Below are 26,524 nucleotides of genomic sequence, written 5' to 3' on the forward strand. Positions count from 1 at the left end.
GCACCATTTGAAGAAAAATAACGTTCTTTAAGTATGCATAAGGTGACGACTCTCTTTGTTTTCTTTCTTGGGATAGTGCTTTTGGGTTGCCAAAATGAAGCCACAAGTGAATTCACAAGCAATGAAATCAGTATCCCCATGATCGGCGGACAAGTCAATGGTAATTCTACCTCTGGTATTTTAACGATAAAAGAACGGATCGACGGCACTGCCCAGATCGAAATAATTGTTCAGCACGTACTGCCAAACGCGGTGCACCCCATTCATTTACACTACGGTTCCTTGGAAGACGATGGTAATGTCGCCACCTTACTAAATGAGTTAAGAGAGGTCAACGGCACAGGCAGAAGCGTGACCCTTTTGACCACGCTAGAAAACGGTCAAGCCATTACCTACCAAGACTTGGTGAACATGGATGGGAGTATAAAGATCCATTTTGAGGCTTCTGGACCACTTGAAAACGCACTTATCGCATCTACCAATATCGGCATCAATCAAACCGAGAATGGCGCTTATTTAGAAGGTTCAAAGTCCATAACGGAGTGTAACGACCGTTACTAACTCACCTCATCAATCCGTAGAAAAAAGCATGCTGAAAAGATATGTTGGTTTTGGTAGTCCTTAGATTCTGAGCATTTACAAAACCAATATCTTGATGGCTTGTCGCTTACCCCCAATAATTATATTGAGCACATAGAGGCCTGACTGATTCAGCCGAATGGTTCCATTAAGCAATTCATTTAAAGAGCCTTTTGATAGTTGTTGGCCATTGATCTTCATGAGCTGATACTCACCGTCCGAGTCATCTAATGAAGAAATAAATCTAAGGGGCTCTCCTACGCTAACAGGGTTCTTGACTAAACGCAAACGCTCGGTTTTATTCGCAATTGGCCTAAAGTCTACTAACTCAATCGGCGAATAAGTAAATTCACCGGAAAAATCTACCTGCTTAAGTCGATAGTAATCCTTGCCTACTTCAGGAAAGGCATCAACGAACTCGTATCGGGTAGTACTCGCTGTACTTCCAACGCCGATAACCTCGCCTAGCTTTAGCCAATCGTTCCCGTCGGTAGATCGCTCAATGATAAAGCGGTCGTTATTTTCTTCCGATGCCGTATGCCACCTTAATATAACGCGACCATTTTCAATAGATGTTCGGAACGAAACCAACTCAACAGGCAAACGGCTCAAGTCATTATCCATGGCATAAACATCTCCCCAGTTGTCGGCTCCTGAAATCGTGATCGTATTTGTAGCCGCATTCACTGTGCCGGTTTCAAACCAATCCAAAAATGACTCCCCTTGTGGTATTCGATAGAGCGTTCCTACAAGATTAGCTTCTGTCCCTACAACATCGGCATTGAGGTAAACCGCACTAACATCGTAGCTAGGATTGCTGATGCCATTTGCAGAAATGGTCCAAAACCGATTGATAAAATCTGTTGCTGCCGTTCCATCGTCATCTCCATTGGGTGTATTGGCCGTACTTCTATTCGGATGCGGAGATTCGGTCAAACTAATGTCCAGGTAGTCTCCACCAACAAAAGAGGCAGAATTGATGGTCAATGCTGTGATCGGTGAGTAGCCTGCACTCCCTAAAGGAAAGTTCAAGGTCGCTCCAGAAGCCGTATAAAACTGCCTGATCACCCCTGACCCATTCACCACAATAAAACTTGAGGAAGAACCACCTGTGATCGTTGCCCCGTCCAGTAATTCAACATTACTGTTTCCTAATTCCAAATTACCATCAACCAAGTTGAGGACTCCGCTAATGCTGATCATATTCGTCAAGACTAGGTCAGAAGAACTATTCAGGGTCAGATCCGCAAAAGACCAGTCTGGTGTATTTGCTCCATCCTCAAAGATGATCTGACCTTCAACTATTGCCTGACCCGTCGAATTGAAGGCCACCAATTCTCCCAAATCAATTTGAGCAGCGCTTCCCACTGTAAAATCAACCGTTTGAATATTGCCTTGCGTGAATGCTATGCTCCCAGAGGTCGTGAAATTCGTTTCGCCTCCTACGGTCAAGTCAGCAGAATCTGCACCTCTATTCCCGCCTTGCGAAAAACTACCTCCACCCACATTGAGGTCACCATCAATAATGGTTGTTCCTTTTTTGAGTTCTAATACACCTGCGCTCGTATCGACATTGCCTTCTACAGTAAATAGTGTATTTGCATCATCTGTTTTAATGGTGCCACCATCCATATCTACATTACCTGAAACTGTAAAGATTGAATTCTTGACTTTGAACTCATCAGAATTGGCACCGATGATGAGGTCGCCTCCAACGTTAATGACTGAACCAGCATCCGCCTCTATCTTTCCATCTGTTAAAATCAGGTCATTATTGATGGTGACATTTGCGTCCATGTTCAGCTTTTTTCGATCATCTACAAAAGAAACTTCTACATTGTGATAAGTTCCTGCGGGGAGATCTACATCAATGTCTCCTTCAAAAACGAGATCATTCGAAGCGATGCTAAAATCGTAAGTGAGCTCATCTAAGGCCACACCGGCTTTCAAGCGAAGTTTAGCACCATTTCCATTGACAAAGTCTCCTGATCCTGTTAAATCATTTGTCACTGACAGATCTGTTAAATTCGTCACGCTGGCTGGTGAGTTCAATTCAATCACTGGTAAAGAAATTGCAGCGCTTCCTCCAATTTGTCCAGTTGTTGATGTAAATGCATAGATGCACGTCGTGTTTGAGCAAGCGGTAACCACACCGTTGGATGTAAGATTTCCACCAATGCTGAAATTCCCTCTGTCCGTATTGTTCCATGTGCCGGTAGCCGAAACAGTCACATCACCGAATACATAATCACCGTCATCATCATCGAATGTCAAAGTACCATCTATAGTGGTCAGGCCGTTGAAGGTCAGACTTTGTTTTTGAATGGTTAAGGTGGTACTCGAATTTATCGTGGAAGTTCCTAAGACCTCAAGAGTAGTGTTTCCCTGATCACCTATGAGAACAGGAGATGTACCTGAGGCAGTAAATTTCCATTAACGCGCAGCGTTTCATTGCGATCGAAGGACAATGAACCGATTAGAATCAGGTTATTCACCTGTTCTAAGGCATTTCGCACTTCAATGTCGTCTCCCGATAGAATGGTCACATTGTCATTACTGTCTGGAATTCCATCCACGTCACTGCCTGTGATGAGCTGCCAAGAGCTGGCATTTTTAAATCTCCCCCCACCGGTGCCATTGCTCTCAAAAGTTGCTTGCGCATAGGCAGACTCCCTTAGCAGGGCAAGCATGCCCATAAGGATCAACAACTTAACATATCGTCTAGCAATCAGTGCCACTTTGTGTTTAGGTTTCGTTTAGTTTCGCCTTTTCCTGTTATTTCATTCACTTTAAAGCATAACCGGCAAAGCCTAAGCCAAAACGATGAATACACCAGCTTGATACGTTTTAGGGCATTTTCTCCCTACTGGAAATCCATCGCCAAGACATAATTCTCTATTTGGGAATTTCAAGCCAACAAGGAGGCCTCCGTTTCCCCCAGCAGAGGCGCATACACAGGTCTCAATTCTACTGAAAGCGTTCCCAAGGTGGATACATACGGAGAACCAAGAACATTTAGATCGAGGGACACAAAAAATTATAACACCTGCTCTCACATAGTGTTTCTATTGAGTCATAAGACGAGCGATTACACTGAAATCAACTACTTTTGTGGTCGCGTTATTCACTAAAAAAGAAAACACAAATACAATGGCGAACAACCCTCTTCTGAAGCAGCAAAACTTGAATCATCCACCCCAATTCACTGCTATTTTTAATGACCATTACCAACCCGCGATCATTGAATTGATCGATCAAGCGAAGAAAGAAATTGATGCCATTACAGCTCTTTCGGAGCCGCCTTCCTTTCAAAACACCATAGAAGGGCTTGAAAAGAGTGGTAAGGCGCTCGACAGAGCCTCGGCTATCTTCTTCAATTTGAATTCAGCAGAAACAAATGATGAGTTGCAAGCCATCGCTCGAGAGATCTCGCCTCTCCTTACCGAGTTTTCGAATGATATTTTATTAGATGAAGCCCTATTTCAAAGGGTAAAGACGGTCTATGAAAATGAAGACAGAGAGCAGCTAAGTCCTGAACAGCGAACACTTCTAGAAAAGACGTTCAAAGGCTTTAAGCGAAATGGTGCCTTGCTTAATGAGGAACAAAAGAAGAAACTCAGAGAGATCGATGTTGCTCTTGCACAAAGATCTTTACAATTCGGTGAAAACGTACTGGCTGAAACCAACCAGTATGCACTCATCATCGATGACGAAAATGATCTAGACGGCCTGCCTGATTTCGCAAAAGAACAAGCCAAAGAAACAGCTGTGGAGAAAGGACTTGGTGACAAGTGGGTGATCACCTTACACTACCCTAGCTACGTGCCATTCATGACCTATGCGAAGAATCGAGCGCTCAGAAAAGAATTGGCGATAGCCTTCGGCTCTAAGGCCTTCAAAGGCAATGAACTAGACAATCAACAAAATATGATGGAGATCGTGCGTTTGCGACATGAACGGGCACAACTATTGGGCTACCCAACGCATGCGCATTTTGTACTGGAAGAACGGATGGCCAAGAGTCCTGAATCGGTCATGAGCTTTTTAAAGGAGATCGAAACATACAGTAAACAAGCCGCTGAGCGTGACGTCGCTGAAGTAGCGGCTTTTGCCAAAAAACGTGATGGCATTGAAAAACTCGAACGCTGGGATTTCGCCTACTACTCGGAGAAGTTAAAAATGGAAAAATACGCCATTGACGACGAGTTACTAAAACCTTATTTCCAATTAGAGAAAGTGGTCGATGGGGTCTTCCTCACGGCCAAGAAACTATTTGGAATTGAGTTTAAAGCCAATGCAAACATTGAAGTGTATCACCCCGATGTGAAAGCATACGACGTGGTCAATACAGACGGTCAAGCCATTGCGACTTTCTATGCTGACTTTTTCCCAAGAGCCGGGAAGCGTGCTGGCGCGTGGATGACCTCATATGCAGGCCAGTACAAAGATGAGCTAGGAAATCATCGTCCGCTAATTTCTATTGTTTGCAACTTCACCAAACCATCAAAGGACACCCCTTCACTCTTGACTTTTAATGAAGTCACCACGCTTTTTCACGAGTTTGGACATGCGTTGCACGGCATGCTAGCCAATGGACAATATGAAAGCCTTTCAGGAACTAGTGTGTTTTGGGACTTTGTTGAATTACCCTCACAAGTTCTTGAAAACTGGTGTTACGAAAAAGAGTGTCTTGACTTCTTCGCTAAGCATTACAAAACGGGAGAATCCATTCCACAAGAATACATCGACAAAATTGTAGAGAGCGCAAACTTCATGGAAGGCTACCAAACCCTGCGCCAATTGAGTTTTGGTATGCTCGATATGGCTTGGCATGGGCAAGACCCAAGGGATATTAAGGATGTTGCCGCATTTGAGGACAAGGTCTTAGGAGAGTTCAACGTACTTCCTCCTATTCCGGGCACCAATATGAGCTGCTCTTTTTCGCATATTTTTCAAGGAGGATACTCTGCTGGCTACTACAGCTACAAGTGGGCAGAAGTGCTAGATGCCGATGCCTTTGAGTTTTTTAAAGAAAAAGGAATTTTTAATGAAGATGTGGCCAATGCGTTTCATCAGCACATTTTATCTGCCGGAGGCAGCGAGCACCCAAGTGTCCTCTATCAGCGTTTTAGAGGCCAGGAACCAGATGTAAAAGCCTTGCTGAGAAGAGCGGGCCTACTAGCAGAGGAATGAAAATCCCAAAAAGGATCTTACCGGTAATCGTATACTCACAGTTTGCAGGCACCTCTATGTGGTTTGCCGGCAATGCCATATTACCCCAGATCCAGGAAGCTTGGGATTTACCTCAAAGTGCCATTGCCCATGTCACCTCTATGGTGATGTTGGGCTTTATTGCAGGAACTTTTGCCTTTGCTCTGCTGTCCATCGCCGATCGATTCAGTTCGACAAAAGTGTTCTTTCTATCATCTGTATTGGGTGCCGTTTTTAACCTCTCTCTTATTTTCTTGCCTGAGTCTTTTGCCATGCTACTGAGCATGCGTTTTTTGACAGGTATTAGTCTTGCGGGCATCTATCCGGTGGGCATGAAGATCGCATCGGACTGGTATAAGGGCAAGCTTGGACAAGCATTGGGCTATTTGGTGGGTGCACTGGTCTTAGGATCTGCATTTCCTCACCTGTTAAATCATACTGGGGGGCAACTTTCATGGGCCTTCGTCTTAACCGCCACTTCCATCCTATCTGTTAGTGGAGGCTTGGCCATGTTTTATCTTGTGGGCGAAGGTCCCTATCGTACCCAGGGTGCTCAATTCCAACCTAAAAAGATGTTCGAAGTATTTCGAAAGCCTGAATTTCGCGCTGCCGCCTTCGGTTATTTTGGGCATATGTGGGAGCTTTATACCTTATGGGCTTTCCTTCCTATCGTCCTGACCTATTACAACACGGTTCACGGTACCGACATAGCGGTGAGCCTTTGGACATTCTTGATCATGGCAGCAGGAGCGATTGGCTGCGTCGCTGGTGGTTATGTCTCTCAACGAAAAGGCAGTGCTAAAGTGGCCTTCTTCTACTTGACACTAACGGGCATTTTATGTCTGGCCTCACCTATGTTCTACGACTTGCCGCAAGAAATTTTCCTTTTTCTTTTCATCATTTGGGGCATTGCCGTCATAGGAGACTCGCCACAGTTCTCGTCATTGAACGCATTGACTGCTCCTGTCGCTTATCGGGGCACAGCCATCACCATAGCGGTAAGTATCGGGTTTTTATTAACGATCCCGAGTATTCAATTGCTTGGCTTACTGAGTTCGTATCTTGATCCAAAATGGCTCCTTTTCACCTTGATTGTCGGCCCTATCTTTGGATTGCTCGCTACAAAAAAACTATTGACCTTGAAATTTTAAATCTCAATCTCACATGATCGTGCATCAGATTATAAAAATTGATTACATTTTCAATAGATCCGCTTCCACCAAAACTCAAGAATAATTGCTTATTGGATTATTCTAGGATTGACTTTCCTGCCTATTGACCTTTTAAGTTTTCAAGAATCAATAAGACTCTCTGAACTTTATCAACTCATTTCTTCTACCAATGAATCCGAGATAATCATTAAAAACAAAAGGCTTATTGATGATCTCCCTAAGCAATTCGACCACTCTATTGATGACTTTATAGTACAACTATCATCAATTAGTGGCGTTAGTATTCCTTATGACTCCAATGGTATTGTAACCAATGTCAAGTCTATTGCATTTATTGATACTTACGGCAAGGACGTGACTATTCGTGGTTTAAATATTGATGATATTTCGATGCTGCGAGGAAATTTTCAAAACCTCACCTTAGCCAATCTAACGACCAAAAGCCTAAACGTTGATTCAACCAGTGCAAATGATGCATATGAATTAGCGAACAGTTTTATTCAGGATTACGGTGAGTTTGAAAATCAATTTGGTAGCTCTTCGCTCGCAGAAAATGAATTTTCAGATTTTGCATACATCTCTGGCTCTGTTGTTCAAAATGAGTATTACGTTACCGATAACTATTTTGAAAATGGAGCATATTTTGGAGTTGACATGGGTGAAGGATTTACTGACTTCAGAATGTTTGACAATACATTCGAACCCATTAAAAGGGAGGTCATTCAGTATAATTCAGACAGTACAGACAGTCACCTATTTAAGACCCAGCTAAGCATAGTCCATTTTAAACCTGTTGCTCAATGGGTTTTGGAAGGAAATACTTTTATCGAGGGATATGAAGAAGAACTGATCCATCTTGATGGCAACGTCGAGACCTTAATTATTGGATCTAATGACTTTGGAAATACACTAATGCTTGACGTTTCAATTAATAAGCATTGGACATTTGTTGAGAACGATTTTAAGGCTCATTTAGACATTACAAAAGTTGTACTTGGTGCGACAAATAACAACCTGGGTTGGGCCAGCATGTCAGGTTTTAAGCTCTCCTCGAGCATTTATAAATCAGATATAGCACTCGCCTCGGTCGATTACTCCGACACAACCAGACTTTGGAATGAACTTTTTATGCAAAGTGCTGATCTATTCTACGACATCTACACTGCCCAAACGGACGAAGAGCTCGCTCAAGAAGCTCCTTATCAGGAATTGATCTCGAGCTACTACAGATTGTATAAGGTCTTTAAAGAAAATGGACAAATTCAAGACGACAACAAGATATACGTCGAAATGAAGGATGTCCAAATAAGGGAATTAGAGTACCTGTGGAGAGTAGCAGGTGGCCGAGAAAATTTTATTAATTGGCGATTGAATAGTTTATTGAGGTTTTATACTGATTATGGAACAAACCCTGCACGATCCATCAATATTTCTATTCCTGTACTGCTCATATTTAGTATTATCTACTTCTTCTACCCGAGTGAATGGGATGCTAAAAGTAAAGCTCAACTGATTCAAGACTACAAGCAGTTCATAGAAAAGAACGAAAAAGGTTATTTCAAGCCATTTCTAATATTGTCCTTCGGTATTGGCAAAAGCTTACTAAATGCCTTTACACTGAGTTTGAATTCATTCGTTACGCTAGGCTTTGGCTCGATCCCAACTACAGGAGTAGCACGATACATATGTATACTTCAAGGATTCTTGGGATGGTTCTTACTTTCGATATTTACAGCCAGTCTGATCAATCAAATTCTATTCTAATAGTCAAGTGAAGAGAATGGATCAAAACCCAAGGATTTAAGTTCACTAGTGGTCATTTCAACCACACTCACTTGTAATGGAATATCGGTTAAGGGTGCGTTTGATTCATCTGTCTCTACCTTGACAATTTGATCGACAAGGTCCATGCCCTTGACGACATGCCCATAGATCATGTAATTTCCATCCAAGCGAGACAATCCCGCTTTGTTCTGAACGATGTAAAACTGACAAGCAGCCGACAGCTTTTTGGGGTTATCATCTCTGCCCGCTCCAAAGGCACCATAAACATGTTGGTGTCCTGCTTCAAACTCCGGCTCCAACAGATTAACAGAGTAAGCAAACCCCTCAGGGGTATCCGGACAACCTCCTTGCGCCACAAAATTATCGATCACACGATTGAAGGTATAGTCATTCCAATAACCTTCATTTGCCAATTCAATGAATGCTTCCTTATGTTTTGGTGTATCGTCAAATAGGAAGACAAGAATTTCTCCTTGAGGGATAACGATCTTACCCAAAACATGCTTCTTTTCAGGCTCACAGGCAACTGCAAGGACGAGCGTCACAAGCAACAATAGTTTCTTCATGCTTCAATATATACAGTATGTTGCAATTGTTGAACGAGCACACTTTATTTGATCATGGAATTGGATGGCATCAGACCCGTTAAAATTGGCATCATTACGGTGTCAGATAGAGCAAGTGAAGGCAAGTACGAGGACATTTCTGGTCCTGCGATCATTGAAACACTTAATGAATACTTAAGAACGAGTTGGGAACCAGTGCATCAAGTAATTCCTGACGAACAGTACCTTATTGAAAGCACGATGAAGCAAATGGCGGATAAGGAACACTGTGCGCTGATCGTTACGACGGGAGGAACAGGCCCAGCTGTTCGGGATGTAACACCCGAAGCAACAGCCGCGGTTTGCGACAAAATGATGCCCGGCTTTGGGGAATTGATGCGTCAAGTGAGCCTACAGTACGTGCCAACTGCCATTTTATCGAGACAAACTGCAGGCATAAGAGGAAAAAGTCTGATCATTAACTTACCCGGAAAACCAAAATCAATTCGAGAATGCCTCGATGCAGTATTTCCCGCGGTACCTTATTGCATTGATCTCATTGAGGGTCCTTATTTAGAAGTCAACGAATCGGTCATTCAAGCATTTCGTCCTAAATCGAAGTAATTGTAGTCCTCTTTTATAAAGTGTTCCGAACCGCGAGAATAATGAAAAGTTCATCTTCCATTTAGAGGAAATTGCATCCCAAACCACCTATTGTTAACGAACCTCAATCCACTCGGGTTCAGCATGATAAAAATTACCTGAGGTGATCTTCGTGAATTTACCATCCTCCAGATCGATCGTATAGATCTGCTCTCCATCGGCGCTTGATGTTCCGTGGAAAGCGATCTTCTTACCTGAAAGTGACCACGCGATTTCTTTCTCCGAATAAGGCGTATTCGTGAGTCTTTCTAGGGTTTCTGCCGTCAAGTCATAAATAAAAATGTCCCAATTTGGGTTTGCACCTGGTTCAGCCAGGCAGACGGCTATCTTGTCACCTTCAGGGGAGAACGAATGGTATTTGGCAACTACGGGAAGATCGGTGATTTGCTTGACTTTTCGACTGGCTAACTCCATCACAAACAATTGGTTGTGACCCGTCTGGTCGGATGTGAAGGCCATTTGTTGATGTTGACGATCAAAACCAAAGCGACTACGGTTGCCTTCTTCATTGGTCAGGAACTCATCTTCGGTGCCATCGTATCGTCGCCTTTTGATTTGTATCCCCTTCTCATTCTCGTAGGCATAATACAGGTAGGCTCCATCCGGAGAAAGCCGAACATTGATCAGGTCACCAAATGGTAAAGTATCTGCTTTTTGACTCCCTAAGCTTTTTTTGACCCATGAAAATCGACCGAGGTTATCGTGCATGAAATAAGTCAATTGATTTTGAGCGGGTATCCAGTCCGCCCCCCAGTCCATGCCCGGATTCGTTGTAATTCTTTCTTCCCACTGGCCTAACACATCACTTTTGTAGAGGTCGAGGTTTCCGTTCATACTTTTCGTATAAACCAAGGCCTCGTCTGTTTTTACATCGTTACCTGATGTTGTACAAGCCATTACGAAAACCAGCAATAAAAACCACGGATTAAACTTCATGCATCAATTTATAACCAATTGTTGAAAAATACTTTTTGATGAACCATCTAAGCCCTATCATGTTTTGTAATTAAGACTAGACCACTATGAGCCCGATAAAGAGTTTAGAAAAATTAAGCTTCCCTTGGCAAACACAAGACCCTTTTTTGTTTTGTGCCTTTCATAATGACCATTTCCCAAAAGGTAATGGAAAAATGGGACCTGATGCATCCCTTGCAGGTCGACAATTGGGCTCTGATTTTAGTGGAAAAGATGGCTGGAGTATGTATCACGGTCAAAGCGTTCCGGGTTTCCCATCTCACCCTCACAAAGGTTTTGAAACCATTACGATTGCAGAAAAAGGCTTAGTAGATCATTCGGATTCCTTGGGGGCGGCTGGTCGCTTTGGTGAAGGTGATGTTCAATGGATGACAGCAGGAGCTGGTGTCCAGCATTCGGAAATGTTTCCATTGCTCAAGGATGATGCAGAAAACCCACTCCTGCTGTTTCAAATTTGGCTGAATTTACCAAGAGCAAGTAAGAACGTTCCGGCCTATTTCGGCATGCTTTGGCATGAGGACATACCGGTGGTTAGTTCCGCTGATGAAAACGGTAAAAAATCGCACATAAAAGTGGTCACGGGTCAGTACAATGACGTCAATTATCCACCCCCTGCACCAGACTCCTTTGCAGCCAATCAAGAAAACGAAGTGGCCGTTTGGATGATCACCATGGAAGCGGGTGCAAGTCTAGCACTACCCAGCGCTAGCGAAAAAGCAAATCGCAGCATCTACTGCTATGCCGGCGAATCCACCACCATAGAAGAAAGGGAGTTGGCGACGGGATTGATGGCAAAACTTAATGCCAATCAAGAAACAGTGCTTAAAAATGGTTCGACAGAAGCAAGATTTCTCTTGCTACAAGGCCGACCAATCGGAGAACCTGTTGTGCAGCATGGCCCTTTTGTGATGAATACTGCTGAAGAGATCAGACAAACGATGATGGATTATCAGCGCACGCAATTTGGTGGATGGCCTTGGCCAAGTTATGCACATACGCATGAGCCAGGTAAAGGCAGGTTCGCAAAACATGCCGATGGTCGACTGGAAGAACGTTAATCACGTTGCTCGTCGTCCATAAAGTCTAATGATGCCTCCTTTTTGAAAAAGTACGGCAAGTCCTTCCAACACCAAAGCTAATGGGAAAACGAGTGCAGTAGCAATTATGAGTTTCTTGGTTCGATTGAACTTCAGGTCTTCAATGTAATCTCCTCTATAACCGACACGTGATAACAGACTCTGGATCATACCAAGAAGTCCTAACTGCAGCGAAAAAGTTTGCGACTTGTATACTGACAAACCTAAGCTGTCAAAAAACTGGGACAAGCTTTGTTTGTCGAAGTGAGAGACATGCAAAGGAGGATCCAGTTGTATCCAGTTCCTTCCTGCGATCCTTGATTGCCAGCTAGAGAATAGCGGGACTTCAATGATCAAGGTGCCTTCTTCCCTCAGGTTAGTCGCAATAAGTGCCTTTAAAAGTTCTTTTGGTTGCTCCAAATGTTCCAGCACATGGAAGAGAGCGATGACATCAAAAGGGGCATCAGGTAATTTACCGGACGTATACATTTTCGTATCAATATCCACCTGATATTGCTTTCGCCCAAAATTTGCACGAGCTTCCGCTGTCTCTATCCCTTTACCCTTCCAAAAAGTACCTTTTAGCGTTGACAAGAACAGTCCTTTTCCACAGCCAAAATCAAGTAGATTTCCTCCCTCTTTGTATCGTCTATTAAGCACCTTAAGGACTTGTCGTGCATCCCAGGCTTTGATGCGATCAAAAATACTTTTTCGTGTATCAAGCAGCTGATATTTGCCATCCTCAAAATAAGCGGTAGTCTTGCCTGGCTCTTTCAAGATGAGGTAATGATGTGCACAAGATGTGCACCTGACTAGATCTGATCGATCATCGTATTTACCAATACCAGCATATTTCTGCAAAGGCGAATAGGACTTATTGTGACATAAAGGGCAGCTCATTTCTGTTGGATGGGTAGTCCTTTTTGAAGTCGATACAGCAGAATAGCGGCACGTTTTGCTTGCTTAGGAAGTGCTCTAAGATCGCCTGTTTCGTCAATGGTATGATCATTTTCACCACTCATGCCCATGCCATCGATGCCCATTTGTACATAAGAAGAGGTAAAACTGATATCTGCTGCGCCAGCATCCGCAGGATTAACAGGTCCGACTTCACCAAAACCCAAATCCTGACTCACTTGACTGAACATGTTCATCAGGGCGTAATTGCTCTCTTTTGGCGCAAATGGTGGGTACCCCTCCGAAAAAACGAGCTCAGCTGAGGTTTGTGGTAAATTATTCTTCACGATACGCTGCATGGTCGCTTTGGCATTTGCCAATTGTTCCGGTGACAAGGCTCTTATGCCTCCATGGACAACCACATCTTTTGAAACCACATTCGTTTTGCCAAATGCCTTTCCTGTATTGGTTGTCTCGTCATACGAAATCTCGGTTCCACCAACAATGGTGCCCGGGTTAAATGTTAAAAACTCCTCTTTGGCTAATTCGGTGTAGAAGGCATGTAGAATTCTGCTGGCCTCAAAAATAGCTCCTGCACCAACTTCGGGTTTAAAGATCTGGGAAGAATGCGCCGCCCTTCCTTTCACCGTCAAGGTCCAACCAGAAGAACTTCTTCTCGCTACATTCACGGTAGCTGGATCTCCGTCTCCATTTTCAAAACCTAAGGCAATATCAGCCCATTCGGCTGCGTCAACCAAGGCTTTTTTGGAAGCGGATAATGGACTTCCACTCTTTTCTTCATCCCCAGTCATCACCACCCAAATGTTCATGTTTTTCAATAAGCCTCTTGCCTCTAAGGCTGCCAAGGCCTGAAGAATGATCACATCCCCTCCTTTCATGTCAGCTATACCAGGACCCGCAACGGTATTTTCATCAAGTTGCCTCCACTCTTGATTTGGGCTATCCGGTTCAAAAACCGTATCTAAGTGCCCAATCATCAAGATCTTCGGTCCTTTACCTCCTTCAATTTTTGCGATCAAATGCCCTGCTCGATTAAATGCACTACCATCTTCCCACCAGGTTTCCATTCCTAATGCCTTGAATTTGGGCATTAACACATCTCCGACAGCGCGTACCCCTTCAAAATTCATGGTGCCGCTATTGATATTGATCAGCTCTTTCAATAACAAGAGCGCCTCTTCATTATGCGCATCCACCCAATCCGAGATTCTCTGCTCCTCACGGTTCAATTGACCGAAGGCAGACAGGTTAAAAAACAGTAGGCAGCAGAGTATGGATAGGGACTTAAGCATAGAAGAATAGTTGAAGCTCATTGTTAAAAAGAAAGTTATTCAATAAATAAAAAAGACTCCCAAGGGAGCCTAAATTTTGTTCTTTATTTTGCCATCCAAACGGTCTGTTTGGCTGTTTCACCTACTGAAACAACAAGCCGTGTGGCACCTGGAACTAAGGCTAAATACACCTCTTGATCAGGAAAAGTATCGGATTCAATAGGGATTCCTTCTCCAAACTCAACATCGTAACTGTATCTGCCCTGATTATCTTTTTGCTTACGAATGTAATGCTTGGCGATGTAGGCAGACGGTAGAAGGACATCTCCGTCGGGACAAAGGTTGTCGTAAACACCTGCGATGGCCTTTTCTAGGTAGTCGCCAAATTCTTCCATCATGGTGTCTTCCAGATCATGTAGCTCCTCTTCTAGATCATCATACTTTTCGTCACTGTAGTCCATGCTATCCAATTGAATCACGAGCTCAGCAACTTTTGCAAAATCATCATTCAGTTTGTCTATATCCATTATTCCGCTTTTGCCACAAAACAAGCCACTTCTTTGCTAACATCCAAAAGTTCCTTAGGTAGAGTCGGCCATTGGCCATGGAATGTAACTTTTATAGAGCCAAGGTGAATTTCTTGCGCACATCAGTTCCTCCTTTCCTCTTTTTTTTCAAAATTCACCGATCAAATAGAATCCCATGATCACTGAACAAATACAAGCAAAGATAGACAGCTGGGTCAATGGCCCATATGACGAAGAAACCAAAGCGGAGATTCACAAAATGTCTGAGACGGAATTGGCTGATGCTTTCTATAAGGACCTGGATTTTGGTACTGGAGGCCTTCGGGGCGTCATGGGAGTCGGCTCTAATCGAATGAATAAGTACACGGTCGGGATGGCCACTCAGGGACTGGCCAATTACCTAAAAAAGGCGTTTCCTGACATTTCGATAAGCGTTGCGATCGCTTACGACAGCAGAAACAACAGCCACTACTTTGCTGAAGTAACAGCCGGAGTCTTTTCCGCAAATGGCATTAAGGTGTACCTATTTGAAGGACTACGCCCTACACCGGAGCTTTCCTTTGCGATCAGAAAACTTGGCTGTCAATCCGGTGTCGTGTTGACTGCTTCACATAATCCAAAAGAATACAATGGCTACAAAGCCTATTGGGACGATGGTGCTCAAGTGATCGCCCCGCATGATAAAAACATCATTGCAGAGGTCAACCACATTGCCTCCATCAATGAGGTCAAATTCGAAGCCAATCAAGACCTCATTGTGCCTATCGGAGAAACCATTGACGAGGCCTATCTCCAAGAGATCTTAGCCCTCACCCTCTCACCTGAATTAATTCAACGACAAAAGGACTTAAAGATCGTTTTTTCTCCCATTCATGGCACAAGCATTACTCTGGTGCCCGAAGTTTTGAAGAGGAAAGGATTCGAGCAGCTCACCATTGTAGAAGAACAAGCCACTCCTGACGGAAATTTCCCAACAGTGGTTTATCCAAATCCGGAAGAAAAAGAAGCCATGTCAATGGCCCTGACAAAAGCAAAAGCCATTGATGCAGACCTGGTCATGGCCACTGACCCCGATGCAGACCGCGTGGGCATTGCCGCGAAGAATGCCCAAGGTGAATTCGAATTATTGAATGGAAATCAAGCCGCTACTCTCTTGATCTACTATTTGCTGGTCAAATGGAAAGAAAATGGGAAATTGAATGGCCAACAGATGATCGTTAAGACCATTGTCACCACTGATCTTCTTGATCGAATGGCTGAGAGTTTTGGTGTTGACTGTCCAAATACCTTGACGGGATTCAAATTCATCGCAGCACTGATCAAAGCGTTGGAAGGTAAAAAAGAGTTTATTGGTGGCGGTGAAGAGAGCTATGGTTATATGATTAGCGACTTCGTCAGGGATAAGGATGCCATCGCGTCCTGCGCAATGTTGGCAGAAATGTCTGCTTGGGCAAAAGACCAAGGCATGTCTGTCTTCGAGCTCCTCGCAGCAATATACCATCAGTTTGGATTCTACTTAGAAAGACTCATTTCAATTACCAAGAAGGGCATGCAAGGAGCTCAGGAGATCGAAGAAATGATGAAAAACTTCAGGGCAAATCCTCCCAAAGCCATCGATGATAGCGAGGTGGTGCTGATCATGGATTATTTAGCTTCAGAGCAGAAGGATATAAAAACGGGCGTCACGACACCCATTGATCTGCCAAAATCTAATGTTCTCCAGTTCATGACCGCAGACGGCACGAAAATATCGGCCAGGCCTTCGGGAACAGAGCCGAAGATTAAGTTTTATATCAGTGTGAATACTGCTCTCGGTAATGTGGCCGACTTCGCTGCAGTAAAAGCCAGCTTGGAAGAGAAAATTGGTCGAATAGAAAAAGCGCTGGCCCTATGAGCAGTGTTGCTCCATTAGCGGATCTATTTGATCGGGACATTGGAAAAGCGATCGTAGAATTGAAAGCTTATCTTAAGGAAGAAAATCTTTGGATGATCGATGGTGAGATCGCAAATAGCGCCGGTAATTTATTGCTTCATATTTGTGGAAATCTCAGACATTTTATCGGGTCCACGCTGGGAGACTCCGGATACATAAGAAGAGAAGATGAGTTTAGTCTTCAAGATGTCAAACGCTCAGAACTTTTAGCAGAATTAAAAACAACGAAAAAGATGCTGAGAGAAGTGCTGCCCTCACTCTCTGAAGAATCCCTTGATGCTCCCTACCCGATTCAGGTTTTTGGAAAAGAAATGACCACTCGATTCTTTTTATTCCACTTATACGGTCATCTGAATTATCATTTGGGTCAAATCAACTACCACCGCAGGTTATTGGATAAAAAATGATCGAGATCAAAGAAAACGTATCCTTAGCGCCCTTCAACACCTTCGGTATTGAGGCAAAAGCACAATATTTTGGTGTTTTTCGATCCATAGACGACCTGAGAGCAGGGCTACAATTTGCAGCAGACAAGCGGCTTTTGCTGCTAGGTGGTGGAAGCAACATCTTACTCACTCAGGATTTTAAGGGGGTAGTGCTAAAAAACGAGCTATTCGGCATTCGTCAGATCCGAGAAGACGACCAACACATCTGGGTGAACGCCATGGCCGGACAAAACTGGCATGAGTTTGTGCTTCACTGTCTCACCAATGATTGGGCAGGTGTAGAAAATCTTTCGCTAATTCCCGGAACTGTCGGTGCTGCACCCATGCAAAACATCGGTGCCTATGGCAAGGAGATCAAAGAAGTATTTGAGGAATTGCAAGCCCTAGAGATTGCCTCAGGACAACTCAAAACATTCAAAAAGGAGGATTGTCAATTTGGCTATCGAGAAAGTGCATTCAAGAAAGCCCTCAAAGGACAATACGTCATCACAGACGTGACCTTTAAATTGAATAAAACACCGGAATTCAATACGTCGTATGGAGCCATTCAGCAGACCTTGGACGACATGGGGGTAGAAGCACTCTCCATTCAAGCCATCAGTGAGGCGGTGATTCGAATCAGGCAGTCAAAACTACCTGACCCAGCGAAGATCGGTAACTCGGGAAGCTTTTTCAAAAACCCGGTGATCGGTCCCATTGATTACGAAGGCCTTAAAATTGAGTATGCTGACTTGCCGGGATACAAATTGCCCAATGGTGATATAAAGGTGCCTGCTGCCTGGCTCATTGAACAAGCAGGCTGGAAAGGCAAACGATTTGGGAATATCGGGGTACACAAAGATCAGCCCTTGGTATTGGTCAATTATGGCAAGGGAGAAGGAAAAGCACTCGAAAAACTATCCCAAGACATCAGAACTTCCATCGCCGAAAAATTCGGAATCGAATTAACTCCCGAAGTAAATATCATTTAAGGAATAGCCTAACTTAGTACGATGGCGAAAAGAACCCCTGCATTAGGTTTCATCCTGATCACCGTTTTGCTCGACGTAATTGGAATCGGAATTATCATTCCAATTTTTCCGGATCTATTGAAGGAGATCGGCAACCTCTCCACAGGAGAAGCCGCTCGTGTGGGTAATCTACTGGTGACAGCCTATGCTTTGATGCAATTCATTTTTGCACCAATCTTAGGGGGAATAAGTGACCAATATGGACGAAGATCCGTTCTGCTTATTGCCCTTGTAGGTTTCACCATTGACTACTTGTTCTTAGCTTTAGCGCCAACCATCGCCTTGTTCTTTGTAGGCCGACTATTTGCCGGTTTCTGTGGAGCAAGTTTCACTACCGCCTCTGCTTACATTGCAGACGTCAGCCCTGCTGAAAAAAGAGCACAGAATTTCGGTTTATTGGGAGCCGTATTCGGGCTCGGCTTTATCATCGGTCCATTGATCGGTGGTTTTCTTGGGGGTATCAGTGTAAGAACTCCATTCTATTTCGCTGCCGGAATTACATTTCTGAATTTCTTGTATGGCCTATTCATTCTTCCGGAATCGTTACCGAAGGAGAATCGACGTGCCTTTAGCTGGAAACGTGCCAACCCAATTGGTTCATTAAGAAAATTAAAAAAGAACGAAACCATCCTGGGTTTAGCTTCTGCACTCTTTTTTGTTTACATCGCGGCACATGCCGTACAAAGCAATTGGAGTTACTTCGGCGATGAGGTACTGGATTGGGGCCCCAAGGAAATCGGTATTTCACTCACCGTCGTTGGGGTTTTAGTGGCACTTGTACAGGCTGTATTGATTCGTTTTGTAACAAAAAAATTAGGCTCCGTAAAGACCATCTACCTCGGGTTGGCATTTAACAGTCTAGGCTTAGTGCTATTTGCCCTATCAACAGAGGTTTGGATGATTTATTCCTTCTTAGTAGTTTACGTCCTCGGTGGTTTAGCCGGCCCGACGATACAAGGCATTATTTCGTGGCAGGTACCAAATAGTGAACAAGGCGAGCTTCAAGGCGGACTTACGAGTTTGGTAAGCCTCACTTCTATTTTTGGTCCATTGATCATGGGATTTGTGTTCTTTTATTTCACAGAAACCTCTGATCTCTATTTCCCAGGGGCATCATTTGCTTTGGGAGCCATTCTCTCGATCATTTGCATCGTTCTCACCTATCGGACATTGCGTAGTTATCAGGACCCCTTAGGGGTGAATGAACAATGAAAGAAAGCATTAAGCATGAAACGAAAATTATTTGTTCAAAATGAGACAGGCCAACTCAAAACGGTCATTCTTGGAATAGGTAAAGATCAGGGGGAACAACTGGATATTAACCCGGTGTCAAAATATCACATGGAAAAGGGAACCTATCCATCTGAATCCGATACCATCCGTGAGCTTTATGCCATGGAACGAATCCTGAAGGCTGAAAACGTGGAGGTTCTGCGGCCACAAAACCTTCCCGAAACGGAGCAGATCTTCACCCGTGACATCGGTTTTGTGATCGATGATCGATTCATCATCTCCAATATGAAAGAACCGGTCAGACAGCCTGAAATTGAAGGTATTCGTTGGCTATTGGATGAATTCAATGAAGACCAACTGCTGCATATGCCAGAGGGCGCCATTATTGAGGGTGGTGATGTATTGCTTTACAATGAGCATGTCTTCGTTGGCATTGGAGCGAGAACCAATATTCATGGGTTTGACTACCTCAAACAGCAATTCCCATCGAAGCAATTTCACGCCTTAATGCTACAAGTGACATCCGATCCAAAGACCAATGTATTGCACTTGGATTGTACATTTCAGCCGATTGGGGATGGCTTAGCCATTATTTATGAAAATGGATTTAAGGAATATCCATCAATAGTCGATGAGCTTTTTGGACCGGAGAACCTGATTAAGATCACACAAGAAGAAATGAACAGCATGTTTCCAAACGTCTTTTCTATATCTCCTCAGAAGGTGATCGTTGAAGAAAATTTCACACGGCTTATTCAGGTACTCGAAGGCAAAGGCATTACCTGCTTAACGGTTCCTTATGCGGAAACCTCTAAACTGAGTGGTCTTTTGCGATGCAGTACCCTCCCACTGTTAAGGTCCTGATACTACTCGATAAAACTCAGTTCTACCCTTCTGTTGTAGGCTCTGCCTCGTCTGGTATTATTTGACGCGATCGGAATATCTTCACTAAAAGTGCCTTTTTCCAGTTGATCCGGATCTGCTCCTTTTTCCACCAGGTAGTCCATCACAGCCTGTGCTCTTCTCATACCTAGCGCAACGTTGTACGTGTTGTCTCCAAAAGCATCCGTATGGCCAGCTACCAAGATCCTGAAGGACGGATTATCTTTCAAAATGGCGGCTGCATCATCAAGCTTATCAAAGAAGGCCTCTTTCACGATGCTTTTGTAAAAATCAAAATAAACGATCGGCAGCTGGATATCTGGTAATGCCGCTATGATCACTTGTTGAGGAGCAGCGGGCGCCATTGGCTCTGCTGCTTTAGGCGTATCCGGTTGCACCGGAGTTTCTACAGCAATAAGTTCTTCAACCGCTTCTTCAACTACTTCTACAACCACACCGTCGGTTGATGGCGCTGGAACAGCCAAATTCAATGGGTCCAAATCATAGGAATTGACCATGGTAAGGTAGACTTCATCAGTAAACCCTTCACATCCTCCGATTCTGAAATCATGCTCGACATTGGTTTGATCCCTAAACAAGATCTTAAACTGATGTGGTTGATCATAAACGACCTCGTCTTTATGAGTGATCACTACCTGAACGTCTTGCTCAACCGGAATATTCAAGTAATAAACACCATATTCATTGGCGAGGGTATCCACTTCCTCACCTGTTTTCAAGTTTTTAACAGTGATTCTGGCATTAGACAAGGCGGTCATGTCACAATTGATCAGTTTACCCTGAAGCTGTGACTGATTGAACATCAGCACCTTGTAAATATCATTCTCGCCATAGCCGTCTGCTCTACTCGAAGAGAAATATGCAAATTGACCGTTACGTGTGAAAAAGGTATCGTCTCCAGGAAGATTGATGGGAACACCTATATTCTGAGGAGGAGAAAACTTCCCGGTTGCGCTATCCAATCTGGTTTTAAATATATCGTAGCCCCCATGGAATCATGTCCACGGGATGAAAAGTACAAGGTCCCATCTTCAGCAACGAAAGGTGCGTCTTCATTGTATTCCGTATTTAAGCCCTCAAGTGCTACTGGACGAGACCAGGCACCATTAGACTGCTTATGCGAGATGAAGAGATCTGACTTTCTCTCTTCGCTGTTCCTATCAGAAGAAAATACAATTGAATTTTTATTGTTATAGAGGAAAGCATGTGCTTCCCAACCATCGGTGTTGATGTGTAGGTCTTCTGCCCCTTCATAAGTGCCTTCGGCATTCATACGCCCAATAAAGATGTCGTCATTCTTAAAATATAGAACCGTGCTGTCATTATCGAGCAACTGCAATGGAGCAATAAAGTCCTCACCAGCATTGTATCCCTTAACTTCCTCATCCTTAGCCCATTTATCCAGCTCATTCATCTTGGATTTCATCAAGTGCTCATAGTATTCACCATCATCAGCACGCTCTCCAAGCCCTTCTCTTCGAGCCGTAAAATAGATCCCTCTTTGGTCGGTCGTGACCACTTGACTGTATTCATTCCCATCCGTATTGATACTGGGTCCAAGATTACTGACCACAACGTCTTCCGGCGCTGCCATATAGCGCTTTGCTGAACGAATCTGATTCATGACCATTACATAATCCTTCTTGGAAAAATCATCAATCTCAGAGATACTCGCCCTTCTCAACACTTGCTCGGCTTGATCAGGATCTCCACTATACAAATAGGCTTGCGCATATGGCACATAGAAAAACGGATCTGTTTCAGCATGAGGCTCCGCCTCTTTGAACAATTCGAAAGATTCCTCAAAACGGTAGCGGTGCATGTGACAGATGGCTGCCAACCAACGTGCCTCGTAGTTCTTCTTCTTTTTGGAAATAATTGGTTCCAGTTGAGCCAGAGCAACTTCCCAATCGCCCTCTCCCATGCTTTGATAAACACCGTTTAGGTTTTGTGCTTGCACGGCAAAAGTCAGGAACAAAGAGATGCAGGTGAATAGAAAGATCTTCTTCATAATCCTAAAAATTCTAATGCTCGTAAGCGTATGTTAGTAAAATCAGTTATATGCAATATATGAAATTTCTTTCATGTTTAATCTATGAAAGAAATCAAATCCGTCTCATCATAGCCTAAATCACATGATTTTCCTTTTTTCAACCAGCTGGTCGTGTAAAACCATATCGGTTGGCCCTGCTCATCTTTTGCGGTAGTTAAATAATCCCTGCCAAGTAAAACACAAGCTTCTATGACTACCCGAACGACCCATTTTTTCTTCCTGTCAAGATGCAGGTGTTCTGCACGTATGTAGGCGAACTTTCCTTTATGCTGAATCGTATTGAGCCGACCAAAAAACTGTCCGATGGTCAAGGACAACGGATGGCGATAGATCTCTTCTGGATTTGCTAATTGGAGAAGTCGACCCTCTTCAATATAACCAACGCGATGGGCAACCTTTAGGGCATCAGAGGTGTCGTGCGTAACCAATATAAAGCCAATGTGCTCGGTTTCCGCAATATGCAAGAGATCAAGAAGTAAGTCTTCTTTGGTCATGGGATCCAAACTGCTAAAGGGCTCATCTAATAAGAGCAACTTAGGCTCTTCTGATAAAGCCCGTGCTATCGCTAGCCGTTGCTGTTGCCCTCCCGATAATTGATCAGGTCGTTTGTCTTTAAGCGCAGTCAGCTTGCACAGATCCATCAGCCCTTGCGTTCGTTCATGCTGGTAGCTTTCGTCATAACGCAGCAATTGGTAGTTGATATTCTCCCAAACGCTCATGTTGGGTTTCAATCGGTAATCTTGATGGACCAATTTGATTGAGCGATGCCCAGCAATCAGCTGATTCTCGGGGTTTTCTAGGATTTCATTCTCAAAAAAGACCGCGCCATTATCTGGTTTGATCAAGCCCGCCAACATACGTAGCAGTGTGGTTTTTCCGGAGCCACTATAGCCTACGAAAGACAGGACCTCACCCTGTGCCATATCGAAGCTGATATCAATGACGGCACCTAACTTTTCCCCAGGATATTTTTTTGAAAGATTCTTTACTTCAAGCATAAAAAAAGCCACTCCTACTAAGAGCAGCTTCGTCAAATGTACGATTGCTTAATCGCTATACGAAATGCGGTAGATGCAATGTGCCACGTCATCGGAAACCAAGATGGATCCGTCCGGCATTTCCATGATGTCCACAGGCTTTCCCCAACCTTTATTCTCTTCCTGATCGAGCCAGCCGTCAGCAAAGATCTCGCTATTGACCACTTGTCCATTTTCGATCTCAACAAATCTCAGTTGATAGCCGATATGACCCGCTTCTGGGCTACGATTCCAGCTACCATGCTGCGCTACCAACAGCTGACCGCGGTATTTTTTGGGAAACATCTTGCCTTCGTAAAAACGCAAACCTAAAGGAGCTGAATGAGGCTCAAATTTGTACATCGGCTCTTTGAATTCAGCCCGCTTCCTCTGTGAACCGAAATCCGGATCAGGAATATCCCCCTGATGCCAGAAAGGAAAACCAAAATGAATGCCTGCTTCGGGTGCATGATTCAATTCGCAAGCCGGAATGTCATCACCTAGCAGGTCTCGACCGTTGTCCGTGAACCACATCTCTCCAGTTTCTGGATGCCATGTAAAGCCTACGGAATTTCTTACGCCTTTTGCGTAGATCTCCATGTTGCTGCCGTCAGGATCCATTCTGGTAATGGTAGCGTAGACCTCGTTTTCTTCTTCTTTATCACAAACATTGCAGGGAGCACCCACGGGAACATAAAGCTTCCCATCAGGACCAAAAGCAATAAATTTCCATCCATGGTGTCGATCGGTAGGATAATCATCAAAAATAACGGTAGACTTGGGTGCTGTTAGATTATCCATGATGTTCTCAAATCGATGGATTTGATTCACCTCAGCCACGTAAAGATCACCTTTGTGATAGGCAACTCCATTGGGCATAGTTAAACCTGTCGCAATGGTGTCGACCCGATCAGCACGCATGTCTCCATCTGTATCGGTCAATGCGTAGACATTTTTTCTTCGTCTGTTACCAACGAAAATGGTCTTTCCATCTTCCGTTCGGGCCAAAGATCTCGCATCGATGATATTTTCTGCATAAACATCTATTTCAAAACCTTCTGGAAGATTGATCTTCGCCAAAAGAGAATCGTAAGAGGAGGGCTCTCGTGTACTCACCGCTTGCTCATTGCAAGCAGAAAGTGCTAGAATCGCCAGAAATCCGATGATGCTCAAGGTTCTTTTCATATCTCAATTTTTTTCGAATGTATTAAAATATATAAAAGGAATTAATCTCCTTTTTATGTGTGGTTATTCTATTTTTTGAATGCATGAAAGCTATTTTTGCCACATGATCGCAATCAACAACCTTTCTTACCTAATTGGCGGCAGAGTCTTATTTGAAAATGCATCGCTTCACATTAAGCCAAAGGATAAGATTGGACTAATCGGTTTGAATGGCAAGGGCAAGTCAACCCTATTGCGGATGATCAATGAGGAATTTGCCCCAAGTTCAGGTGAGATTACCAAAAGCAAAGAGTGCTCCATCGGATTCTTAAATCAGGACCTGCTCTCCTATCAGACAGAAGAATCCATTCTTGCCGTCGCCATGCAAGCCTTTGAGCAAGCCAACGCCTTGCAAACTCAGATCGATAAACTGTTGCATCAAATGGAGGTCGATTACAAGGATGAGTTGGTCACCAAACTGACCAAGGCGCAAGAACAATTTGAAGCCCTGGGTGGATATAGCATGCAATCTGAAGCGGAAGCCATTCTTGAAGGTATTGGATTCAAAACGAGCGATCTTCAACGGCCTTTGAAGGAGTTCTCAGGCGGCTGGAGAATGCGGGTCATGTTGGCCAAGCTCTTACTTGAAAAGCCCTCGCTTTTGATGCTCGATGAACCGACCAACCACTTAGACCTTCCGTCGATACAATGGATCGAGAACTACCTCAGAACCTATGAAGGCGCCATTATCGTTGTCTCGCACGACAGACGCTTCCTCGATGCGGTAACGACCTCTACAGTAGAAGTTGCGCGACAAACCTTGACGCAGTATAGCGGTAACTACAGCTTTTACCTTCAAGAAAAAGAACTGAGGGAGGAAATTCAGAAAAACGCCTACGAAAACCAGCAACAGCAGATCAAACAAACGGAGCGCTTCATCGAACGATTTAGGGCAAAATCGACCAAAGCCCGACAGGTACAATCAAGGGTGAAAGCCTTAGAACGGATGGACTTGGTCGAAGACGTGGTGGATGATGCCATGGTAATGAATTTCAAGTTCGGCTTTAAGCAAAAATCAGGCAGGTTCATCACTGAATTAAAAGACATCTCTAAAGCATACGGTCAATTAACCATCTTAAAAGAAACCACTGCAGCCATTGAACGAGGTGATAAGATCGCGTTGATCGGTGCAAATGGAAAGGGAAAATCAACCCTCTTGCGCATCATTGCAGGGTCTGAAAAGGCGGAAGGAGAACGCAAAGAGGGATTCAATGTGATCACCGCTTTTTATGCACAGCACCAGCTCGAAGCCTTAACAGTGGAGAATGAGATCCTTGAAGAACTCAAACAGGCCGGTAGCAACAAGTCGGAATCTGAATTGAGAAGTATTTTGGGCTGTTTTCTTTTTCAAGGGGACGATGTTTTCAAAAAGATCAAGGTATTGTCCGGTGGTGAAAAATCAAGGGTCGCTTTGGCCAAAACCCTCTTGTCAGAAGCAAACTTCCTCATGATGGATGAACCGACCAACCACCTCGACTTCCTTTCTGTCAATATTTTGGTGCAGGCATTGCAGCAGTACGAAGGAAGCTTTCTCATTGTATCACACGACAGACATTTCATTAGTCAGATCGCCAATAAGATCTGGTACATAGAAGACCAGCAGATCAAAGAATATCCGGGAACCTATCAGGAATACGTTTATTGGCAAGAGCAAAGAGAGGCAGAAGAAAAACCCAAGGCTGTCGAAAAGGCCAAACCAACAAAACAGGCCAAACCGAAGCCCAAGACCGACGATGCCGAACTGAAACGATTGAAAAAGGAACTTTCCACGATTGAAAACAACATTGCCAAGCAAGAAACCTTGATCAAGGAGCTTGAAAACGAGATGGCCAAGCCTTCCGTTTACCAAAACCATGAATTGCTGCTGGAGAAAACCCAAGCTCATGAGGTAGCAAAAGTGGCACTTGACGAGCTCAATGAACAATGGGCAGCACTCGCTGAAACCATTGAGCTTTAAAAGTGGCTAAGTTTTTGCAAATTGAAC

The 26,524-nt window shown here is 43.9% G+C and carries 23 protein-coding genes; 12 read left to right on the top strand and 11 right to left on the bottom strand.

Annotated features, from left to right (window positions below; translation table 11 throughout):
* The first annotated feature begins 33 nt into the window (after positions 1–33).
* Positions 34–561, top strand: coding sequence for a hypothetical protein (locus AC2D6U_RS05965; protein ID WP_484720035.1), 528 nt, complete (start codon positions 34–36; stop codon positions 559–561).
* A gap of 75 nt (positions 562–636) precedes the next feature.
* Here the strand turns inward: AC2D6U_RS05965 and AC2D6U_RS05970 are convergent, their stop codons facing one another.
* Complete coding sequence (locus tag AC2D6U_RS05970) at positions 637–2,853, bottom strand: translocation/assembly module TamB domain-containing protein (protein ID WP_484720036.1); 2,217 nt, start codon at positions 2,851–2,853, stop codon at positions 637–639.
* Between the two features lie 119 nt (positions 2,854–2,972).
* Positions 2,973–3,317 (bottom strand): hypothetical protein, encoded by a 345-nt coding sequence (locus AC2D6U_RS05975; protein ID WP_484720037.1) that lies wholly within the window; start codon positions 3,315–3,317, stop codon positions 2,973–2,975.
* Positions 3,318–3,729: 412 nt separating this feature from the next.
* Here AC2D6U_RS05975 and AC2D6U_RS05980 point away from each other — a divergent pair, with 412 nt between their 5' ends.
* The 3 genes from AC2D6U_RS05980 (at position 3,730) to AC2D6U_RS05990 (ending at position 8,726) form a co-directional block, all read left to right on the top strand.
* A complete protein-coding gene (locus AC2D6U_RS05980; RefSeq protein ID WP_484720038.1) occupies positions 3,730–5,772 on the top strand; it encodes a M3 family metallopeptidase in 2,043 nt (680 codons plus the stop codon).
* Positions 5,769–6,941 (top strand): MFS transporter, encoded by a 1,173-nt coding sequence (locus AC2D6U_RS05985; protein WP_484720039.1) that lies wholly within the window; start codon positions 5,769–5,771, stop codon positions 6,939–6,941. The genes AC2D6U_RS05980 and AC2D6U_RS05985 overlap by 4 nt, the downstream gene beginning before the upstream one ends.
* A 108-nt stretch (positions 6,942–7,049) precedes the next feature.
* A complete protein-coding gene (locus tag AC2D6U_RS05990; protein ID WP_484720040.1) occupies positions 7,050–8,726 on the top strand; it encodes a hypothetical protein in 1,677 nt (558 codons plus the stop codon).
* On the opposite strand, the gene AC2D6U_RS05995 is transcribed toward AC2D6U_RS05990, so the two are convergent.
* Positions 8,723–9,313 carry a peptidylprolyl isomerase gene (locus AC2D6U_RS05995; RefSeq protein WP_484720041.1) on the bottom strand — a complete coding sequence of 197 codons (591 nt, stop codon included), beginning with the start codon at positions 9,311–9,313 and terminating at the stop codon, positions 8,723–8,725. The two genes, AC2D6U_RS05990 and AC2D6U_RS05995, sit on opposite strands and share 4 nt — an antisense overlap.
* Positions 9,314–9,367: 54 nt before the next feature.
* Here AC2D6U_RS05995 and mog point away from each other — a divergent pair, with 54 nt between their 5' ends.
* Positions 9,368–9,916: a molybdopterin adenylyltransferase gene (mog, locus tag AC2D6U_RS06000; RefSeq protein WP_484720042.1), complete on the top strand. Its 549-nt coding sequence runs from the start codon at positions 9,368–9,370 to the stop codon at positions 9,914–9,916.
* A gap of 93 nt (positions 9,917–10,009) precedes the next feature.
* Here mog and AC2D6U_RS06005 read toward each other — a convergent pair whose 3' ends face one another.
* A complete protein-coding gene (locus tag AC2D6U_RS06005; protein WP_484720043.1) occupies positions 10,010–10,891 on the bottom strand; it encodes a TolB family protein in 882 nt (293 codons plus the stop codon).
* 86 nt (positions 10,892–10,977) lie between these two features.
* On the opposite strand from AC2D6U_RS06005, the gene AC2D6U_RS06010 reads away from it, so the two are divergent.
* The gene (locus AC2D6U_RS06010; protein ID WP_484720044.1) at positions 10,978–11,988 is read left to right on the top strand and encodes a pirin family protein; all 1,011 of its coding nucleotides are present in this window, start codon (positions 10,978–10,980) and stop codon (positions 11,986–11,988) included.
* Here AC2D6U_RS06010 and AC2D6U_RS06015 read toward each other — a convergent pair whose 3' ends face one another.
* The 3 genes from AC2D6U_RS06015 to AC2D6U_RS06025 all read right to left on the bottom strand — a co-directional run bounded on the left by AC2D6U_RS06015 (position 11,989) and on the right by AC2D6U_RS06025 (position 14,722).
* Positions 11,989–12,906, bottom strand: a complete 918-nt coding sequence (locus tag AC2D6U_RS06015) for a class I SAM-dependent methyltransferase (RefSeq protein ID WP_484720045.1) — start codon at positions 12,904–12,906, stop codon at positions 11,989–11,991.
* Positions 12,903–14,216, bottom strand: a complete 1,314-nt coding sequence (locus AC2D6U_RS06020) for a M20/M25/M40 family metallo-hydrolase (protein ID WP_484720046.1) — start codon at positions 14,214–14,216, stop codon at positions 12,903–12,905. The genes AC2D6U_RS06015 and AC2D6U_RS06020 overlap by 4 nt, the downstream gene beginning before the upstream one ends.
* 83 nt (positions 14,217–14,299) lie before the next feature.
* Positions 14,300–14,722, bottom strand: a complete 423-nt coding sequence (locus AC2D6U_RS06025) for a hypothetical protein (protein ID WP_484720047.1) — start codon at positions 14,720–14,722, stop codon at positions 14,300–14,302.
* 175 nt (positions 14,723–14,897) lie between these two features.
* Here AC2D6U_RS06025 and AC2D6U_RS06030 point away from each other — a divergent pair, with 175 nt between their 5' ends.
* From AC2D6U_RS06030 to AC2D6U_RS06050, 5 genes are read left to right on the top strand one after another with little or no spacing between them, the layout of a single operon-like run.
* On the top strand, positions 14,898–16,616 hold the full coding sequence (locus tag AC2D6U_RS06030) for a phospho-sugar mutase (RefSeq protein WP_484720048.1): 1,719 nt from the start codon (positions 14,898–14,900) through the stop codon (positions 16,614–16,616).
* A complete protein-coding gene (locus AC2D6U_RS06035) occupies positions 16,613–17,062 on the top strand; it encodes a DinB family protein (protein WP_484720049.1) in 450 nt (149 codons plus the stop codon). Before AC2D6U_RS06030 ends, AC2D6U_RS06035 begins: the two co-directional genes overlap by 4 nt.
* Positions 17,059–18,072 carry a UDP-N-acetylmuramate dehydrogenase gene (gene murB / locus AC2D6U_RS06040; protein WP_484720050.1) on the top strand — a complete coding sequence of 338 codons (1,014 nt, stop codon included), beginning with the start codon at positions 17,059–17,061 and terminating at the stop codon, positions 18,070–18,072. Before AC2D6U_RS06035 ends, murB begins: the two co-directional genes overlap by 4 nt.
* A gap of 21 nt (positions 18,073–18,093) precedes the next feature.
* Entirely contained in the window at positions 18,094–19,323 is a 1,230-nt protein-coding gene (locus tag AC2D6U_RS06045) for a TCR/Tet family MFS transporter (protein ID WP_484720051.1), read from the top strand.
* Between the two features lie 15 nt (positions 19,324–19,338).
* Positions 19,339–20,208, top strand: coding sequence for a dimethylarginine dimethylaminohydrolase family protein (locus tag AC2D6U_RS06050; RefSeq protein ID WP_484720052.1), 870 nt, complete (start codon positions 19,339–19,341; stop codon positions 20,206–20,208).
* Between the two features lie 2 nt (positions 20,209–20,210).
* On the opposite strand, the gene AC2D6U_RS06055 is transcribed toward AC2D6U_RS06050, so the two are convergent.
* The 4 genes from AC2D6U_RS06055 to AC2D6U_RS06070 form a co-directional block, all read right to left on the bottom strand.
* Positions 20,211–21,209, bottom strand: coding sequence for an OmpA family protein (locus tag AC2D6U_RS06055; protein ID WP_484720053.1), 999 nt, complete (start codon positions 21,207–21,209; stop codon positions 20,211–20,213).
* Positions 21,167–22,258: a tetratricopeptide repeat protein gene (locus tag AC2D6U_RS06060; RefSeq protein ID WP_484720054.1), complete on the bottom strand. Its 1,092-nt coding sequence runs from the start codon at positions 22,256–22,258 to the stop codon at positions 21,167–21,169. Before AC2D6U_RS06060 ends, AC2D6U_RS06055 begins: the two co-directional genes overlap by 43 nt.
* Positions 22,259–22,335: 77 nt before the next feature.
* Positions 22,336–23,334 (bottom strand): ABC transporter ATP-binding protein, encoded by a 999-nt coding sequence (locus AC2D6U_RS06065; protein WP_484720055.1) that lies wholly within the window; start codon positions 23,332–23,334, stop codon positions 22,336–22,338.
* Positions 23,335–23,346: 12 nt separating this feature from the next.
* The gene (locus AC2D6U_RS06070) at positions 23,347–24,501 is read right to left on the bottom strand and encodes a PQQ-dependent sugar dehydrogenase (RefSeq protein WP_484720056.1); all 1,155 of its coding nucleotides are present in this window, start codon (positions 24,499–24,501) and stop codon (positions 23,347–23,349) included.
* Between the two features lie 103 nt (positions 24,502–24,604).
* On the opposite strand from AC2D6U_RS06070, the gene AC2D6U_RS06075 reads away from it, so the two are divergent.
* Positions 24,605–26,497 carry an ABC-F family ATP-binding cassette domain-containing protein gene (locus AC2D6U_RS06075; protein WP_484720057.1) on the top strand — a complete coding sequence of 631 codons (1,893 nt, stop codon included), beginning with the start codon at positions 24,605–24,607 and terminating at the stop codon, positions 26,495–26,497.
* The last annotated feature ends 27 nt before the right edge of the window (positions 26,498–26,524 follow it).

The organism is Roseivirga sp. YIW32 (genome assembly GCF_057219245.1).

Coding starts and splice junctions, on each gene's coding strand:
- AC2D6U_RS06020 (WP_484720046.1), bottom strand. CDS start 14,216: ATGCTTAAGTCCCTATCCATACTCTGCTGCCTACTGTTTTTTAACCTG.
- AC2D6U_RS05980 (WP_484720038.1), top strand. CDS start 3,730: ATGGCGAACAACCCTCTTCTGAAGCAGCAAAACTTGAATCATCCACCC.
- AC2D6U_RS05995 (WP_484720041.1), bottom strand. CDS start 9,313: ATGAAGAAACTATTGTTGCTTGTGACGCTCGTCCTTGCAGTTGCCTGT.
- AC2D6U_RS06060 (WP_484720054.1), bottom strand. CDS start 22,258: ATGAAGAAGATCTTTCTATTCACCTGCATCTCTTTGTTCCTGACTTTT.
- AC2D6U_RS06045 (WP_484720051.1), top strand. CDS start 18,094: ATGGCGAAAAGAACCCCTGCATTAGGTTTCATCCTGATCACCGTTTTG.
- murB (WP_484720050.1), top strand. CDS start 17,059: ATGATCGAGATCAAAGAAAACGTATCCTTAGCGCCCTTCAACACCTTC.
- AC2D6U_RS06025 (WP_484720047.1), bottom strand. CDS start 14,722: ATGGATATAGACAAACTGAATGATGATTTTGCAAAAGTTGCTGAGCTC.
- AC2D6U_RS06030 (WP_484720048.1), top strand. CDS start 14,898: ATGATCACTGAACAAATACAAGCAAAGATAGACAGCTGGGTCAATGGC.
- AC2D6U_RS06070 (WP_484720056.1), bottom strand. CDS start 24,501: ATGAAAAGAACCTTGAGCATCATCGGATTTCTGGCGATTCTAGCACTT.
- AC2D6U_RS06005 (WP_484720043.1), bottom strand. CDS start 10,891: ATGAAGTTTAATCCGTGGTTTTTATTGCTGGTTTTCGTAATGGCTTGT.
- AC2D6U_RS06010 (WP_484720044.1), top strand. CDS start 10,978: ATGAGCCCGATAAAGAGTTTAGAAAAATTAAGCTTCCCTTGGCAAACA.
- AC2D6U_RS05965 (WP_484720035.1), top strand. CDS start 34: ATGCATAAGGTGACGACTCTCTTTGTTTTCTTTCTTGGGATAGTGCTT.
- AC2D6U_RS06050 (WP_484720052.1), top strand. CDS start 19,339: ATGAAACGAAAATTATTTGTTCAAAATGAGACAGGCCAACTCAAAACG.
- AC2D6U_RS06035 (WP_484720049.1), top strand. CDS start 16,613: ATGAGCAGTGTTGCTCCATTAGCGGATCTATTTGATCGGGACATTGGA.
- AC2D6U_RS06015 (WP_484720045.1), bottom strand. CDS start 12,906: ATGAGCTGCCCTTTATGTCACAATAAGTCCTATTCGCCTTTGCAGAAA.
- AC2D6U_RS05985 (WP_484720039.1), top strand. CDS start 5,769: ATGAAAATCCCAAAAAGGATCTTACCGGTAATCGTATACTCACAGTTT.
- mog (WP_484720042.1), top strand. CDS start 9,368: ATGGAATTGGATGGCATCAGACCCGTTAAAATTGGCATCATTACGGTG.
- AC2D6U_RS06075 (WP_484720057.1), top strand. CDS start 24,605: ATGATCGCAATCAACAACCTTTCTTACCTAATTGGCGGCAGAGTCTTA.